The organism is Streptococcus oralis subsp. oralis (genome assembly GCF_002096455.1).
Classification (GTDB): domain Bacteria; phylum Bacillota; class Bacilli; order Lactobacillales; family Streptococcaceae; genus Streptococcus; species Streptococcus oralis_CY.
Genome location: NZ_NCUL01000007.1, coordinates 346,663 through 362,866 on the forward strand (window position 1 = coordinate 346,663; position 16,204 = coordinate 362,866).

Here is a 16,204-nt window from a genome sequence, read left to right on the forward strand (position 1 = left end):
CTATTTTTGATCTACTTCTTTCACTACTTGATAAAAGTTATAGAAGTAGACCAAACTTGAAATGATGGTTATGGCTAGGAATATTGGTAATTTCCATTGGGTGGGGTTAGTTAAAAGCTGTGGCAAGGATATGAGGAGAAAGAAGAGGGCAGCGTTGAGGCTAGGTACCCGTTTTGATTGCATTTTCTCAAGTCCTTTATTGAGCACAGGAAGAAAGAGGAGTAAGAGTATTAAAAATGTATGAGAAATAGCTCCTGAAACAAGGGTGAAGGAAAGGAAAATACTGATAAAAACATGACTGATCAGTAGTCTAGCTAGTGATTTCATAAGGCACCCCCTAGTCGTCTTCTTGGTCTTTCTTGGCTTTTTGAATGCGAAGAGAGACGATAATTTGCATCATCAGTCCAAAAAAGAACGCTCCCAGTATAGTTTTTAAAATATGTTTTGAATTCAGAAGAGAACTGATGAAATTTGGATTTTCACTGGTTAGGGTATCGATGAGTGGCATTATAAAAAATATCGCTATTCCATAGATCAGACCGGCTTTTAGACCCGGAAAATGTAGCTGTTTACTTTCTTTTTGACTCAGCATTTCGGGATCAATAGCTGTGATGCCCGTTTTCTTGGTTTGAGAGACCACATAGAGGGCAGCCATCATAGAAATGCCAAATACCACGAGAGGATAGCCGATAGCGACAATTTGTGGGTATTTATAAGCAAGGACAAAGGGGATGAGGTTGCCAAATATCATCAGATAAAAGAGAACGATAAAGACCTGATTCCCGATACGATCGGCCTCGCGCCGTTTGTGTTCGTCAAGGGGACCAGAAATGCCGTATGTGCGTTTGATGAGTTTTTCAGTGAGAGTTTCTTTTTTCATTTGTTTGCTCCTTTTTTAAAAATCGTCTTCCCAAAAAAGACTGTTGAGGTCAGTTTGGAGGCTGCGGGCGAGATTGAGACAGAGTTCCAGGGTTGGATTGTACTTGTCGTTTTCAATCATGTTGATGGTCTGTCTCGAGACACCGATATCTTTGGCGAGCTCGAGCTGGGAAATGCCCAGTTCCTTACGGAATTCTTTGACACGATTCATAGAGTCTCCTTTCTGATATGTCGCATATATTTGACTATATTATATTCTTTTGGAGATAGGGTGTCAAGTATATACGACATTTTTTGGGGAATTTTTTTCGAAGAAACTTAGCCTTGTCTGACAAGTGCAAGCTGGTCAGATTTGTGGTAAAATAGATAGGATATGACAAAAGAATTTCATCATGTAACGGTCTTGCTTCATGAAACGATTGATATGCTTGACGTAAAACCTGACGGTATCTACGTTGATGCGACTTTGGGTGGAGCAGGCCATAGCGAATATTTATTAAGTAAATTGAGCGAAAAAGGGCATCTCTATGCCTTTGACCAGGACCAGAATGCCATTGACAACGCGCATAAACGGTTGGCACCCTATATCGAAAAAGGGATGGTAACCTTTATCAAGGATAACTTCCGTCATTTGCAGGCACGTTTGCAGGAGGCTGGTGTCCAGGAAATTGATGGAATTTGTTATGACTTGGGAGTGTCCAGTCCTCAGCTGGATCAGCGTGAACGTGGTTTTTCTTATAAAAAGGATGCGCCACTGGATATGCGGATGAATCAGGAAGCTAGTCTGACGGCCTATGAGGTGGTCAATCATTATGACTATCATGACTTGGTTCGGATCTTTTTCAAGTATGGTGAGGATAAATTCTCTAAACAGATTGCCCGTAAGATTGAGCAAGCGCGTGAGGTGAAACCCATTGAGACGACGACGGAGTTGGCAGAGATTATCAAGTCAGCAAAGCCCGCCAAGGAGCTCAAGAAAAAGGGGCACCCTGCCAAGCAGATTTTCCAGGCTATCCGAATCGAAGTCAATGATGAGCTGGGTGCGGCAGATGAATCCATCCAACAGGCCATGGACATGCTGGCTCTGGATGGGAGAATCTCGGTCATTACCTTCCATTCGTTGGAAGACCGCTTGACCAAGCAATTATTCAAAGAAGCTTCAACAGTGGAAGTTCCCAAAGGCTTGCCCTTCATTCCAGATGATCTTAAGCCCAAGATGGAATTGGTATCCCGCAAGCCAATCTTGCCAAGTGCTGAAGAGCTAGCAGCCAACAATCGTTCGCATTCAGCCAAGTTGCGCGTGGCTAGAAAAATTCACAAGTAAGAGGAAAAACATGGCAGAAAGAATCGAAAAAACAAGCCAGTTATTGCAAACGAAGTTCAAAGGTTTTTCACGTGTGGAAAAGGCCTTCTATGTTTCGATTGCTGCAACAATGATTATCCTGGCAATTAGCGTTGTGTTTATGCAGACCAAGCTATTACAAGTTCAGAATGAATTGACCAAGGTCAATGCTCAAATCGAAGAAAAGAAAACCGAGCTAGATGATGCCAAGCAAGAGGTCAATGAATTGATTCGTTCAGAACGTTTGAAAGAGATTGCAAACTCTAAAGATTTGCAGCTGAATAACGAAAATATCCGAGCAGCGGAGTAAGAAATGAAACAGTGGAAAGAAAAAATCATCCGTTATGCCGTTCGTAACCGTAAATCTCCAGAAGAAAATCGCCGAAGAGTAGGGAAAAGCCTGAGTTTATTGGCTGTCATACTCTTCGCTGTCTTTTTGGTCAACTTTGCGGTCATTATCGGAACGGGTAGTAAATTTGGTAAGGATTTGGTACAAGAGGCCAAAAAGGTTCACCAAACAACCAAGACCATCCCAGCCAAACGGGGAACCATCTACGATCGTAATGGAACACCTATTGCTGAGGATGCGACTTCTTATAATATATATGCGGTTATTGACAAGAACTACAAGTCAGCAACAGGCAAAATTCTCTATGTAGAGGATTCTCAATTTAATAAGGTAGCTGAGATTTTCCATAAATACCTAGATATGGAAGAGTCTTATGTCAAGGAACAGCTTTCTCAGCCAGATCTAAAACAGGTATCCTTTGGGACCAAGGGAAATGGGATCACCTATGCCAATATGATGGCTATTAAAAATGACCTCAAAACTGCTGGTGTTGAGGGGATTGACTTTACAACTAGTCCTAACCGCAGTTATCCCAATGGACAGTTTGCTTCTTCCTTTATCGGTTTAGCGCAACTCCATGAAAATGAGGATGGAACCAAAAGGTTGATTGGGACATCTGGATTGGAGAGTTCTTTAAATAACATTCTGGCGGGTACAGATGGGATCATCACCTATGAGAAGGATCGTCTGGGAAATATTGTTCCGGGTACAGATCAAGCTTCTCAACAAACGGTAGATGGAAAGGATGTGTACACAACCCTTTCTAGTCCCTTGCAATCCTTTATGGAAACGCAGATGGATGCCTTTCAGGAAAAGGTAAAAGGCAAGTATATGACGGCTACCTTGGTCAGCGCTAAAACAGGGGAAATCCTGGCTACGACCCAACGGCCAACCTTTAACGCAGATACCAAGGATGGCATCACAAAAGACTTTGTTTGGCGTGATATTCTTTATCAAAGTAATTACGAACCAGGATCAGCCATGAAGGTCATGACGCTAGCAGCATCTATTGATAATAATACTTTCCCAGGTGGAGAATACTTCAATAGCAGTGAATTAAAAATAGCGGATGCGACGATTCGAGATTGGGATGTTAATGATGGTTTGACTACTGGTGGGATGATGACTTTCTCACAAGGTTTCGCTCACTCCAGTAATGTTGGAATGAGTCTTCTTGAACAAAAAATGGGAGATACTACTTGGTTGGATTATCTAAACCGCTTTAAATTTGGGGTGCCGACGCGTTTTGGTCTGACTGATGAGTATACAGGTCAATTGCCTGCAGATAATATTGTCAATATTGCCATGAGTGCATTTGGTCAGGGGATTTCTGTAACGCAGACCCAGATGCTACGTGCTTTTACAGCCATTGCCAACGATGGGGTTATGTTGGAACCAAAATTTATCAGTGCCCTTTATGATCCAAATGACCAGTCTGTTCGTAAGTCTCAAAAGGAAATAGTCGGGAATCCTGTGTCAAAAGCGGCAGCTTCCTCTACTCGGGATCACATGGTCATGGTCGGGACAGATCCTGTCTACGGTACCATGTACAACCACAGTACAGGAAAACCAACTGTTAATGTTCCGGGACAGAATGTTGCCCTGAAGTCAGGAACTGCTCAGATTGCCGATGAGAAGAATGGGGGATATCTAATAGGTGAAACCAATTATATCTTCTCTGTTGTGTCGATGCATCCTGCAGAAAATCCTGATTTTATCCTCTATGTAACGGTGCAACAGCCAGAGCATTATTCTGGTGTTCAGCTGGGAGAGTTTGCCAACCCAATCCTTGAGCGAGCTTCTGCTATGAAAGAATCCCTCAATCTTCAGTCAACTGCCAAGAGCTTGGATCAGGTCAGCAAGACGACAAGCTATGCCATGCCAGCTACCAAGGACTTTACTCCGGGAGACCTAGCAGAGGAATTGCGTCGTAACCTTGTCCAACCAATCGTTATCGGAACAGGAACCAAGATCAAGGAACTCTCGGTTTCTGAAGGAGATAATTTGGAAGCCAATCAGCAGATCTTACTCCTTTCTGATAAGGTAGAAGAAATGCCTGATTTGTATGGTTGGTCTAAGAAGAATGTCGAAACTTTTGCAAAATGGCTGGATATCGAAGTTGAATTTGAAGGTACAGGAGAAACTGTAAAAAAACAAAGTGTTCGTACCAATACAGCTTTAAAAAATATACAGAAAATAAAAATAACTTTAGGAGATTAGAATGCTAGTTTCTATCTTTCCTGGAATCCTTACTTTTGTTCTTACAGTGGTAGGAATTCCAGCTTTTATCCGTTTTTACCGTAAAGCACAGATTACTGGTCAACAGATGCATGAGGATGTTAAACAGCACCAGGCAAAAGCTGGGACGCCGACAATGGGAGGAATTGTCTTCCTCGTAACAAGCGTTTTAGTTAGTTTAGTTCTTGCACTTTTGACTAATCAACTAACCAACAATGTTGGAATGATCCTCTTTATTCTCGTTTTGTATGGTTTGGTTGGCTTCTTAGATGATTTCCTCAAGGTTTTTCGTAAGATTAACGAAGGCTTAAATCCCAAGCAAAAACTTGCTCTCCAGCTCCTTGGAGGAGTGATTTTCTACCTCTTTTATGAGCGTGGTGGCGACATGCTTTCGGTCTTTGGCTACCAAGTTCATCTAGGCATTTTCTATATTTTCTTTGCCCTTTTCTGGCTAGTTGGCTTTTCAAACGCAGTAAACTTGACAGACGGGATTGACGGCTTAGCAAGTATTTCCGTGGTGATTAGCTTATCGGCCTACGGTGTGATTGCTTATATGCAAAATCAATTGGATATTCTTCTTGTGATTCTTGCCATGATTGGTGGTTTGCTAGGTTTCTTCGTCTTTAACCACAAACCTGCCAAGGTCTTCATGGGAGATGTAGGAAGTTTGGCTCTTGGTGGGATGCTAGCAGCAATCTCTATGGCCCTCCACCAAGAATGGACCCTTTTGTTGATTGGGATTATCTATGTCTTTGAGACAAGCTCTGTTATGATGCAGGTTACCTACTTCAAAATTAGTGGTGGAAAGCGTATTTTCCGTATGACACCTGTGCATCACCATTTCGAGCTTGGAGGATTCTCAGGCAAGGGCAATCCTTGGAGCGAGTGGAAGGTTGACTTCTTCTTTTGGGGAGTTGGGCTTCTAGCAAGTCTCTTGACCTTAGCCTTTTTATACCTACTGTAAAACTAACTTTTGATGACAAAATAAAACAGGATGAAGGTGATCTTCATCCTGTTTTTGTGTGTTTAAAGGTTAGTTGGAGTCATCCTTTCTCCCTTTTAACATAAAAGTGGCTGTAAGGGCTAGGCTGAGTCCTGCTAAGAAGAGGAGTGGGTTGGACACTTCTCCTGTTGCTGGAAGTTCTTCTTTAGGAGAATGATTTCCAGCTTTAGCAAGGCTCGGACTAGCTGGAAATTGTTCAGCCTCGTGTGCTGAGGTTTCTGCATCTGAAGTACTTGGTTTTTCCTCTGTGTTAGAGCTTGTTCCAGTTGCTTGATAGACGACAGCATAGGTACTGAAATGATTAGTGATGAATTCTACCTTTCCGTCTCGAACGGTGAAATCAAGGACTTGCAACTCCTTGGTTGGAGTGATGTAGTAGATGTTTTCTACGCTAGCTGAAACAGGCAAGCGAACTAAGACAGCGCCTTTTGGCTGTACGCTATGATCTGTTGGATTTTTAAGTTGTAGGTCGTAAGCGTCATAGGTCTTGCCAAAGAGTTCTTGAGCTAGGACACGTCGGCTAGAAACGTGAGAAATTCCTTCTAAGTCGCTGGCTCCACCGATGATTTCTACTCCAGTCTCCTTATCTTTTAAGACTTGAACTGGATAGTCAGGAAGGCTAAGGCTTGGAGCGGCCTGATCTCCGCTAGTTCCGATAGGTTTAGTGTATTCAGGTTTTTCAACAGTAGGAGTTTCCTCTTGACCTGCTGTTCCGATAGGTTTGGTGTATTCAGGTTTTTCAACAGTAGGTGCTTCCTCTTGACCTGCTGTTCCGATAGGTTCGGTGTATTCAGGCTTTTCTACAGTAGGAGACTCTTCTTGCCCCGCCGTTCCGATAGGTTCGGTGTATTCAGGCTTTTCTACAGTGGGTGGCACTTCTTGCCCTGCAGTCCCGATAGGTTTAGTGTATTCAGGAATTTCAACAGTAGGAGCTGGTTCCTCTCCCTTGCTTGTAGTTGGTTGCTTCTCATCAACTTTCTTTTCATCCTTTTTAGTAAAGACGGCTACGATAGGGCTGCTTGTGGTATTTCCTTGAATGGTATAAGCTTCAATGGCATTTCCAGCTTTGCGATTGGTTTCGTCAGGGATTGGGATTTGAACTTGATTGTCTTGGATTGATAGGATAGTCTGATCCCCACTGGTAACCAGATGCGTTTCATCCACCTTACGCAAAACTAGAGGATCTTTGACTCCTGGGAAGGTCACTGCGATGGCTTCCCAATCTCCAGCTGGTAGGCTTAAGGAAATGGTTTTGTCATTTTCCTTAAGAGGCGCAATGCTCGGGCTATCTATACCAACAGCAGGAGCTTTGATGATATCAAAGGAGTCTAGAGAGATTTTCTTGCGACCTTCTGGCGAATCTGGATCAACTTGTAATGTCAGGGTATGCGGACCGTCAGTAAGGTTTGTAAATTCACCAATAAAAGCTCTCTTTTCAGTTGCACCTGAAGTGTAGAAGTCTAGACTTGGCATTTCTTTGCCATCTAGTGTAACACGTGCTCGTCCAAGAGCGAGGCTCTTCAAGCCAAAGATACGAATACCCGTCCCTGTAAAGGAAATAGTTGCCTGAGCTTCTGAAGCTGCACTAGAGTCGCTGTTGTTAATATCAGCGTATTTTTCCGTACCTCCGTAGAGTTCAGGGTCAGACCAGTCCTTAAACTGGGCACCATACTGGATGCGCGAATCGCGATCATCTATTTTTTCAATCGTATTGCCTGTTCCTGCTAGGATCTTGAAGTAGTCTAATGAAATTTTCGAGCGCTCACTACCACGTCCTTTGTGCTCACGTTTAACACTAAGAGTCAATGTGTGAGGTCCGTCAGATAATCCTGAGAAGCGACCGATGAGACTACCTTTTTCAGTTGCCCCAGCAGTATGGAAATCAAGTTCGCCGACCTCTTTGCCATCAATTTTAGCAGTGGCAAGACCTAGTTCAGACGATTTCAGTCCATAGATTTCGATACCAACACCAGTGAAAGGAATGGTGGCAGTGAGGTCTTCGTCTGTGTAGTCTCCTTTTGAAAGGTCAGCAAATTTCTCTGTTCCTCCAAATAATTCTGCGTCTGCCCAATTTCCAAAGGCAACTCCGTACTGGATACGGCTATCTCGGTCGTCCATCAACTCGCTATAGGTTTCGACAGTGGCCTGTTCAGAAACTTGTGTGGCAAGCTCGCCCAGCATAGCCTTGACAGTATAGGTATAGGAATGTTGAGGATTGAGTGATCGGTCGATAAAGTGGGTTTGATTGGTTACAAATTCTCTGGTCGCAGAAGTTTGGCCAGTTTCGTCTTTCACTTGTCTTTGGATGACATAGTGGGTAGCGCCTTCTACTTGGTTAAAGGTAAGTTCGGCAGTGACTCCATTTTGTCGAACTGCTGTCAGACTGGTTACACGACCAGGGAAGTGTTCAAAGGTAATGACGTCACCTTTTTGTGTTGCTAGTTGGATGCGATTGTTTTTAAGAATCGTTGCTTTGACTGGTTTGCCATTGACCTTGATTTGGCTAGCTTCGATATTTGGATAATCTACAACCAGGTCTCCACCGACATTTGAAAGGAAGGACAAGCTTTGCAGGTTTTTATCTTTCCACTTCATGCTGACTTCAAAGTTACCACGGGCAACCAAGCCAGAAACTTGACCGTCTTTCCATGCATCTGGAAGGGCTGGCAATGGTGCAATATAGCCAGTGTGTGATTGGAGAAGCATTTCTGCCATCCCACTGGTCGCTCCAAAGTTTCCGTCGATTTGGAAAGGCGCGTGGGTATCCCAAAGGTTTTCTAGAGTTGAGTACTTGAGCTGTTCAGCGAGTAAGCGATGGGCACGGTTACCGTCCAGCAGACGAGCCCAGAGGTTGATTTTATTGGCCTTAGACCAACCAGTCCCCCCATCTCCACGGTGATTCAAGGTAGCACGCGCAGCCTCTAGGTATTCAGCCTGGTCCTTGCTAAAGAGCGTACCTGGGAAGAGACCAACTAGATGGGAAACGTGGCGGTGGTGATTTTCAATCCCTTCATTGGTGAATTGCGGACTGTCTTCTTCGTACCATTCCTTGATACGTCCTTCTTTATTGATATGAAGTGGTTTGAGTTTGTCAAATTTAGCCTTGACCTCTGTGACTAAGTCTTGGTCGACATTCAGATGGTTGGCGACTTCCATGTAGTCGTGGAATAGCTGCCAGACTAGCGATTGGTCAAAGGTATTTCCGATGGTAATGGTCCCGTGTTCAGGTGAGTAGGATGGAGAAGACACCCAACGGTCACTGGCCTGGTCATAGTGCAAGAAGGAGTTCCAGAACTTAGCGGTTTCCTTCAACATAGGATAGATCTTTTCTTTGAGATAGGTCTCATCCTTGGTGAATTTATAGTAGTCATAGACGTTCTGCATCATCCAGGCATTAGCGGCTGGCGACCAACCCCAATAGTAATTCCAACCAGGAGTAGTCCAGCCAAATGGTGTTGCCTGGGTGTGGACCAGCCAACCATTTTCTTGTCCATCTTTGGATGCGATACCAGCGTATTCCTTAGCAGCGATACGGCCATAGTAACGCATATCGTCAATGTAATTGATCATTGGCTTGGCTGTTTCAGCAAGGTTGCTCATGTAGGCGGGCCAATAGTTCATTTGCAAATTGACATTGAGGTGGTAGTCAGCGTTCCAAGGTGGATTGTCTACGGCATTCCAGACTCCTTGGAGGTTGGCAGGAAGGGCATCTGTCCGATTACGCGACGAACTGATGAGTAGATATCGGCCGTATTGGAAGAAGAGTTCTTCCAATTTTTGCCCTTTTTCTGGGTTATAGCCTTGAAGGGCCTCTTTAGTCGTTTGAGTAGTCTTGGTTCCGCCTAGATTTAGTTTGACGCGGTTAAAGAGACTTTGATAGTCCTTGATATGGGCCTTTTTCAGTGTCTCGTAGTCTTTGGCCTTAGCTGCTTCGACAATACCTTTAACTGTTTTTTCGAGGTCAATGTCTTTTCGATAGTTGGTTTTTGGATTCTGAGCAAAGTTAGTCTTGGCACTGAGATAGAGGGTCGCATAACTTGCGCCTGTAACGGTCAGAGTTTCGTCCTGAACAGTCACCTTTCCGTCCGTTTTAATTCCTAGATAGGATGCAAATTTGAGGCCGTTATCTTTGACAGTTCCCTTTAGAAGGATTCCGTTTGCATCTGTAGTGACATGACCATTCTTATAGTTGGAATATTCCCAAGAGTAGTTGCCATTAGCAAGCAAGTCTTCCGTCAAGCTGTTCCAAAGGGTAAAGTCAAGTGTCTTGTTTCCTTTTTTGGTCAAGTGGGTCACAGTGACATCATCAGGATAGCTGGAGAAGGTTTCGCGTTTGAAGGTCGTCCCATCTTGGGTGTAAGAAGTGGTCGTAGTGGCTTCTGTGATATCCAAACCGCGATGATAATCAGTTACAGTATCTAGTCCTTTCTTCTGGTTATTAAAGACCATAAAGATATCTCCAAAGGCTAGGTAACGTCCATACTGGGCATTGTTTGGTCCAACTAGATTTTGTTCGGCTAGCTGTTTTGCTTTTTGGCGATCTCCAGCTTCGAGGGCTTTACGTATCTCTGCTAAAACCTTGTAGCGATCCTTGTAGTTTCCTCCGTTATAGTCGGTGCTATCAGGTTGTGGCCCTCCTGACCAGAGGGTCTTTTCGTTGTACTGGATTCTCTCTTCCCCAATGAGACCGAAAACCTTGGCTCCCATATCTCCATTTCCGACAGGAAGGGCTTGTTTTTCCCATCCATCATAGGAGGGAGCTGTTGGTTGATCGTAGTTGAGTTGATAGTTTTCTTGCTTTGTCACCGGCTGATCTGTTTTTTCAGGTTCCTTATTTTCTTTAGCTTCTACAATGGCTTCTTCACTAGCTTGACTATTTGTTGTCTGAGTCTCCACAGCTGGCTTGCTTTCGGAAACTACTGGACTCTCGGCTAGAGACGGTTTTGTAGTTTCAGTCGCTTCAGCTGCTTTGGGCTCACTATCAGGCTTAGTGATAGCTTCGACAGAGGTTGGTTCAGTTTGCCTAACCTCAACACTGTCTGCGGCTACAGTGTGGTTGACTAGAAAAACGGCCCCCAGTAAAACAGAAGCAGTCCCAACCGTCAGCTTTCGGATGCTATAGCGACAGGATTTCTCCCAAAAGTGTTTTTTCATAAAACCCTCCTTTGTTTGTTCGAAACCGCTTACATTTTATGAAGCAGTTTCGTTTATTTTGTTTCTATTTATCTCCTCACCTCCCATTCTAATGGTCGCTTAGCATTTGTCAAGAACTTTTTAGCAAGATACATATTTGCTGTTGTTTTTTCTTAAAATAGTAGAATAAGTAGCAAGCAGTCCCTCTTTTCCAACTATCAACTAGATCGTTTACTACAAAAAACAGTTGAGAGTATCCCCAACTGTAAGTGTTTATTTCGGATGTCTTTTGGCAAAGTCAACAAAGTGAAATTTTTCTAATTTATGGCGACTTTCGGTGAATTGAAACTGGCGCCCGTCTTGGAGATAGACTTTTGACTTGATGGAAACGACATAAGGGTCTTTGCCAATGTCCATGAGAATCTTGTCTCGATCGCTAGTGTGGTCAATGGTGATTTCTTTCTGAGCATAATCAATAAGGAGTTTGAGGTTGTCCTCTATATACGAGTAGATAGACTGCTCAGCGATTTGGCGAGTGAGATTTGGGACCAGTTCCATATCCAGATAGTCCGTATCCAGAACCGATACCAGATCATCCACCACACGCTGGCGGACTACCTTCCAAACCATCCGAAACTCTGGAAAGCCGGTTATCAGTGAGGATTTTTTATCGATAATGATCTTGTCCAGGCTGACGACATTAGTCTTAGAGCGAAGTCCAAGTTCCTGGACCAGTTCTTGGTAGCTGGTTAGGTTGGAGACAGGGAAATTGACCGTTTCTTCTTTGACGACTTGGGAACCTTGCCCCCTTATCTTTTTGATCAATCCTTCCTCTTGGAGGAGGGACAGAGCTTTTCGGACGGTGTCACGGCTCACCTGATACTGATTCATGAGGTCGTGCTCACTGGGGAGGAAATCTCCGACAGCGTAAGTCTCGTTTTGAATGGTTTTTTGGATTTGCTTAAATAGTTGTTGGTATTTCTTCATATTGCTTCCTTAAATGAGTTTTGAATCTTATTCTATACACACTTGTATCTATTTTACCATACAAGTGCTAGAAAATATCCAAAAATATCCTCTTTTTATCACAAACAAGTTGCATACAAGTTTGGTATCGTTTACAATAGAGCTATCAAGTCAAGCTTGCTTTGACAAATATAAGGAGAATCAAATGGGAAAATTTGAACAAGAAGCCAAAGATCTGCTTCAAGCGATTGGAGGTAAGGAGAATGTTACTGCCGTCACCCACTGTGCGACACGGATGCGCTTTGTTCTCGGAGACGAAAAGAAGGCCAATGTCAAGGTCATCGAGTCGATTCCAGCCGTCAAAGGGACCTTTACAAATGCGGGTCAATTTCAGGTGATTATTGGGAATGACGTGCCGATTTTTTATAATGATTTTACAGCTGTTTCAGGCATTGAGGGTGTTTCCAAAGAAGCAGCCAAGTCCGCAGCTAAGAGCAATCAAAACGTGGTCCAACGTGTTATGACCACTCTGGCGGAAATCTTTACACCGATTATTCCAGCCCTGATTGTCGGAGGGTTGATCCTCGGTTTCCGTAATGTTCTTGAAGGTGTGCATTGGTCGATGTTGGATGGTAAGACCATCACAGAATCCTCTCAGTTTTGGGCAGGGGTTAATCACTTCCTCTGGTTGCCTGGTGAAGCGATCTTCCAGTTCTTGCCAGTAGGGATTACCTGGTCTGTCTCTCGTAAGATGGGAACCAGCCAAATCTTGGGAATTGTTCTCGGGATCTGTTTGGTTTCACCTCAGTTGCTCAATGCCTATGCAGTAGCTTCAACACCTGCATCAGAAATCGCAGCCAACTGGGTATGGAATTTTGGCTACTTTACTGTTAATCGTATCGGTTATCAAGCCCAAGTTATTCCAGCTTTATTAGCAGGATTGAGTTTGGCATATTTGGAAATTTTCTGGCGTAAGCATATCCCAGAAGTCATTTCCATGATTTTTGTACCTTTCTTGTCATTGATTCCGGCCTTGATTTTGGCTCATACTGTCTTGGGACCAATCGGTTGGACAATTGGGCAAGGACTCTCTGCAGTTGTCTTGGCAGGTTTGACGGGTCCAGTTAAATGGCTCTTCGGTGCGATTTTTGGTGCCCTCTACGCTCCATTTGTCATCACTGGTTTGCATCATATGACCAATGCCATCGATACACAATTGATTGCGGATGCTGGCGGAACTGCCCTTTGGCCAATGATTGCTCTTTCTAATATTGCCCAAGGTTCAGCCGTATTTGCCTATTATTTCATGCATCGTCATGATGAGCGTGAGGCTCAGATTTCACTTCCTGCAACCATTTCAGCCTATCTCGGTGTTACAGAACCAGCCCTCTTTGGGGTCAATGTCAAATACATCTATCCATTTGTAGCTGGGATGATTGGTTCAGCCCTTGCAGGGATGTTGTCCGTTACTTTCAATGTAACTGCGGCTTCTATTGGTATCGGTGGTTTGCCAGGTATCCTCTCTATTCAACCTCAATACATGCTGCCGTTTGCAGGAACCATGCTAGTTGCTATTGTTGTACCAATGCTCTTGACTTTCTTCTTCCGTAAGGCAGGCTTCTTTACAAAAACAGAGGACGATACAGCCTTGCAGGCAGAATTCGTTGCCCAAGAAGAAGCAGAATTTGTGACTCACGAGCCAGTAACCCATGCTCCAGTAGAAATTGTCAGCCCACTTGCTGGTCGAGTGAAAGAATTGAGTCAAGCGACGGACCCTGTTTTTGCATCAGGTGTCATGGGACAAGGTTTGGTTATTGAACCAAGCCAAGGTGAGTTAACTTCTCCAGTCAATGGGACAGTGACGGTTCTTTTCCCTACCAAGCATGCCATCGGTATTGTCTCTGATGAGGGAGTGGAATTACTCATCCACATCGGTATGGATACAGTAGGTCTTGATGGCAAAGGATTTGAAAGTCTTGTAGCCCAAGGAGACCATGTCACAGTAGGTCAGAAATTGATTCGTTTTGATATGGATGTCATTAAGGCTGCGGGTCTCGTAACAGAAACTCCTGTTATCATCACCAACCAAGATGCTTATACAGCGACTATCACTGGAACTTATCCGACGATCATTCAAGCTGGTCAACCGCTCATGCTTGCAACACGGATCTAATTAAAATAGCACAAATAGGGAAGGAACACAGGTTCCTCCCTTTTATCGGAAAAGGAGAAACAGATGGCACTTGATAAAAGAAAAGTAGTCTATCAAATCTATCCAAAATCATACAAAGACACCACTGGAAATGGCATTGGAGATTTCCGTGGGATTATCGAAAAAATCCCCTATTTAGCCAAGCTAGGTGTGGATATGGTCTGGCTCAATCCATTCTATCCAAGTCCTCAGCGGGATAATGGTTATGATATTTCAGATTATATGGCTGTGGATCCCCTTTTTGGTGATATGGCTGATTTTGAAGAGATGGTGCGTGTTGGTAAAGAGCACAAGATTGACTTTATGTTAGATATGGTGCTCAATCATTGTTCGACCGAGCATGAATGGTTTCAGAAAGCCCTGGCCGGTGATAAGTATTACCAAGACTTTTTCTTCATCCAAGATCAACCGACAGACTGGATTTCTAAGTTTGGTGGCTCTGCTTGGGCACCTTTCGGGGAGACAGGGAAATATTATCTCCACCTCTTTGATGAGACTCAGGCAGATCTTAACTGGCGCAATCCCAATGTCCGCAAAGAGTTGTTCAAAGTGGTCAACTTCTGGCGGGACAAGGGTGTCAAGGGTTTCCGATTTGATGTGATCAATTTGATCGGCAAGGATGAGGTCTTAGTGGATTGCCCAGAAAATGAAGGCAAGCCAGCTTACACAGACAAGCCCATTGTTCATGACTATTTGCGTATGATGAACCAAGCTACTTTTGGATCTGACGATAGCTTTATGACAGTTGGGGAAATGTCCTCGACCACCATGGAAAACTGTGTCCTCTATTCGTCACCTGACCGTCAAGAATTATCCATGACCTTTAATTTCCATCATCTCAAGGTGGACTACAAGGACGGACAGAAGTGGACTTTAGCTCCCTTTGACTTTGAAGAGTTGAAAAGTCTTTACCATAGCTGGGGCAAGGAAATGAGTGATAAAAACGGCTGGAGCGCCCTCTTTTGGAACAATCACGACCAACCACGAGCTTTGAATCGTTTTGTCGATATTCAACATTTCCGCAATGAAGGGGCGACTATGCTGGCTGCCAGCATTCACCTGTCACGTGGGACACCTTATATCTACATGGGCGAGGAAATCGGAATGATTGACCCAGACTATGATTCCATGGCTGACTATGTGGATGTCGAGTCCATCAATGCTTATCAGATGCTCTTAAAAGAAGGGAAAAGTGAGCAAGAAGCCTTCCAGATTATTCAGGTCAAGTCACGAGATAATTCACGCATTCCCATGCAGTGGGATGCTTCAGAAAATGCAGGATTTTCAACAGGCACTCCATGGTTGAAAGCTGGTAAATCCTATAAAGATATCAACGTAGAAAATGACATCCAAGGCCCAATTTTCATCTTCTACCAAGACTTGATTCGACTTCGTAAGGAAATGCCGATCATTTCAGAAGGAAGCTACAAACCAGCCTTTGAAGATAGTAAGCAAGTCTATGCCTTTGAACGTCAGTATGAGGATGAAAAGTTATTGGTGCTCAATAACTTTTATGCCACAGAAGTGGAAATCGACTTGCCAGTGGTCTACCAAAATGGACAGATTCTGATTTCAAACTATGAAGATGTAGAAGTATCAGAAAAAATTCTGCTCAAACCGTATCAAACACTGGCTATTTATGTAAATTAAACGCAGCAAGGAGCTCTCTTTCATTGAAATGCAGGGCTCCTTTTTTTGTCGCCTATTGCCCTTCTTGAAAGCGTAAAACAAACTAGTCAGGAAAGTCACTTTATGGTATAATATAGAAGACTCAAAAAGAAACAGGAGAAAAAGAATGGATTTACTTTTAGCAATTGTCTTGATTGTGCTAGCTTTTCTAGGGGGAGCTCTTGGAGGGATGTACTTGGTTCGTAAGCAAATCGAAAAAGAATTTGCGGACAACCCACGTTTGAACGCTGAGGCAGTTCGTGCTCTCTTGAGTGCAAATGGTCAAAAACCAAGCGAAGCCAAGGTACAACAAGTTTACCACCAAATCATCCGCCAACAAAAAGCAGCTCTTGCTAACAATAAAAAGAAATAAATAGGAAAAGTCTGGGATGAAAGTTCCAGACTTCTCACTAT

At 43.7% G+C, this 16,204-nt stretch carries 12 protein-coding genes; 7 read left to right on the top strand and 5 right to left on the bottom strand.

Annotated features, from left to right (window positions below):
• Genes B7720_RS04125 through B7720_RS04135 form a run of 3 tightly spaced genes read right to left on the bottom strand, consistent with a single transcriptional unit; the run spans nucleotide 1 to nucleotide 1,090 of the window.
• Nucleotides 1-327 carry a hypothetical protein gene (locus tag B7720_RS04125; RefSeq protein ID WP_084856665.1) on the bottom strand — a complete coding sequence of 109 codons (327 nt, stop codon included), beginning with the start codon at nucleotides 325-327 and terminating at the stop codon, nucleotides 1-3.
• A gap of 10 nt (nucleotides 328-337) precedes the next feature.
• Nucleotides 338-880, bottom strand: a complete 543-nt coding sequence (locus B7720_RS04130; protein WP_084856668.1) for a DUF3278 domain-containing protein — start codon at nucleotides 878-880, stop codon at nucleotides 338-340.
• Nucleotides 881-895: 15 nt separating this feature from the next.
• The gene (locus B7720_RS04135; protein ID WP_001082470.1) at nucleotides 896-1,090 is read right to left on the bottom strand and encodes a helix-turn-helix transcriptional regulator; all 195 of its coding nucleotides are present in this window, start codon (nucleotides 1,088-1,090) and stop codon (nucleotides 896-898) included.
• A 162-nt stretch (nucleotides 1,091-1,252) separates the two neighbouring features.
• Here B7720_RS04135 and rsmH point away from each other — a divergent pair, with 162 nt between their 5' ends.
• The 4 genes from rsmH to mraY are packed head-to-tail and all read left to right on the top strand — an operon-like array spanning nucleotide 1,253 to nucleotide 5,772.
• Entirely contained in the window at nucleotides 1,253-2,203 is a 951-nt protein-coding gene (rsmH, locus tag B7720_RS04140; RefSeq protein ID WP_084856671.1) for a 16S rRNA (cytosine(1402)-N(4))-methyltransferase RsmH, read from the top strand.
• A gap of 10 nt (nucleotides 2,204-2,213) precedes the next feature.
• A complete protein-coding gene (gene ftsL, locus B7720_RS04145) occupies nucleotides 2,214-2,531 on the top strand; it encodes a cell division protein FtsL (RefSeq protein WP_000840795.1) in 318 nt (105 codons plus the stop codon).
• Nucleotides 2,532-2,534: 3 nt separating this feature from the next.
• Nucleotides 2,535-4,790 (top strand): penicillin-binding protein PBP2X, encoded by a 2,256-nt coding sequence (gene pbp2x / locus B7720_RS04150; RefSeq protein WP_084856673.1) that lies wholly within the window; start codon nucleotides 2,535-2,537, stop codon nucleotides 4,788-4,790.
• A gap of 1 nt (nucleotide 4,791) precedes the next feature.
• Nucleotides 4,792-5,772 (top strand): phospho-N-acetylmuramoyl-pentapeptide-transferase, encoded by a 981-nt coding sequence (gene mraY, locus B7720_RS04155; protein WP_084856675.1) that lies wholly within the window; start codon nucleotides 4,792-4,794, stop codon nucleotides 5,770-5,772.
• A 69-nt stretch (nucleotides 5,773-5,841) separates the two neighbouring features.
• Here the strand turns inward: mraY and B7720_RS04160 are convergent, their stop codons facing one another.
• Nucleotides 5,842-10,965, bottom strand: a complete 5,124-nt coding sequence (locus tag B7720_RS04160; RefSeq protein ID WP_084856677.1) for an SIALI-17 repeat-containing surface protein — start codon at nucleotides 10,963-10,965, stop codon at nucleotides 5,842-5,844.
• 252 nt (nucleotides 10,966-11,217) lie between these two features.
• Nucleotides 11,218-11,931 carry a trehalose operon repressor gene (gene treR / locus B7720_RS04165; RefSeq protein ID WP_000760677.1) on the bottom strand — a complete coding sequence of 238 codons (714 nt, stop codon included), beginning with the start codon at nucleotides 11,929-11,931 and terminating at the stop codon, nucleotides 11,218-11,220.
• A gap of 184 nt (nucleotides 11,932-12,115) precedes the next feature.
• On the opposite strand from treR, the gene treP reads away from it, so the two are divergent.
• From treP to B7720_RS04180, 3 genes are all read left to right on the top strand, one after another.
• Nucleotides 12,116-14,083: a PTS system trehalose-specific EIIBC component gene (gene treP, locus B7720_RS04170; RefSeq protein WP_000514346.1), complete on the top strand. Its 1,968-nt coding sequence runs from the start codon at nucleotides 12,116-12,118 to the stop codon at nucleotides 14,081-14,083.
• 63 nt (nucleotides 14,084-14,146) lie between these two features.
• A complete protein-coding gene (gene treC, locus B7720_RS04175; protein WP_070536043.1) occupies nucleotides 14,147-15,772 on the top strand; it encodes an alpha,alpha-phosphotrehalase in 1,626 nt (541 codons plus the stop codon).
• Nucleotides 15,773-15,917: 145 nt separating this feature from the next.
• Entirely contained in the window at nucleotides 15,918-16,163 is a 246-nt protein-coding gene (locus B7720_RS04180; protein WP_000364986.1) for a YneF family protein, read from the top strand.
• Nucleotides 16,164-16,204 lie beyond the last annotated feature (41 nt).

Bases quoted from the DNA above. Each gene is read 5' to 3' on its own strand.
- B7720_RS04125 (WP_084856665.1), bottom strand. From the start codon at position 327: ATGAAATCACTAGCTAGACTACTGATCAGTCATGTTTTTATCAGTATT.
- B7720_RS04130 (WP_084856668.1), bottom strand. From the start codon at position 880: ATGAAAAAAGAAACTCTCACTGAAAAACTCATCAAACGCACATACGGC.
- B7720_RS04135 (WP_001082470.1), bottom strand. From the start codon at position 1,090: ATGAATCGTGTCAAAGAATTCCGTAAGGAACTGGGCATTTCCCAGCTC.
- rsmH (WP_084856671.1), top strand. From the start codon at position 1,253: ATGACAAAAGAATTTCATCATGTAACGGTCTTGCTTCATGAAACGATT.
- ftsL (WP_000840795.1), top strand. From the start codon at position 2,214: ATGGCAGAAAGAATCGAAAAAACAAGCCAGTTATTGCAAACGAAGTTC.
- pbp2x (WP_084856673.1), top strand. From the start codon at position 2,535: ATGAAACAGTGGAAAGAAAAAATCATCCGTTATGCCGTTCGTAACCGT.
- mraY (WP_084856675.1), top strand. From the start codon at position 4,792: ATGCTAGTTTCTATCTTTCCTGGAATCCTTACTTTTGTTCTTACAGTG.
- B7720_RS04160 (WP_084856677.1), bottom strand. From the start codon at position 10,965: ATGAAAAAACACTTTTGGGAGAAATCCTGTCGCTATAGCATCCGAAAG.
- treR (WP_000760677.1), bottom strand. From the start codon at position 11,931: ATGAAGAAATACCAACAACTATTTAAGCAAATCCAAAAAACCATTCAA.
- treP (WP_000514346.1), top strand. From the start codon at position 12,116: ATGGGAAAATTTGAACAAGAAGCCAAAGATCTGCTTCAAGCGATTGGA.
- treC (WP_070536043.1), top strand. From the start codon at position 14,147: ATGGCACTTGATAAAAGAAAAGTAGTCTATCAAATCTATCCAAAATCA.
- B7720_RS04180 (WP_000364986.1), top strand. From the start codon at position 15,918: ATGGATTTACTTTTAGCAATTGTCTTGATTGTGCTAGCTTTTCTAGGG.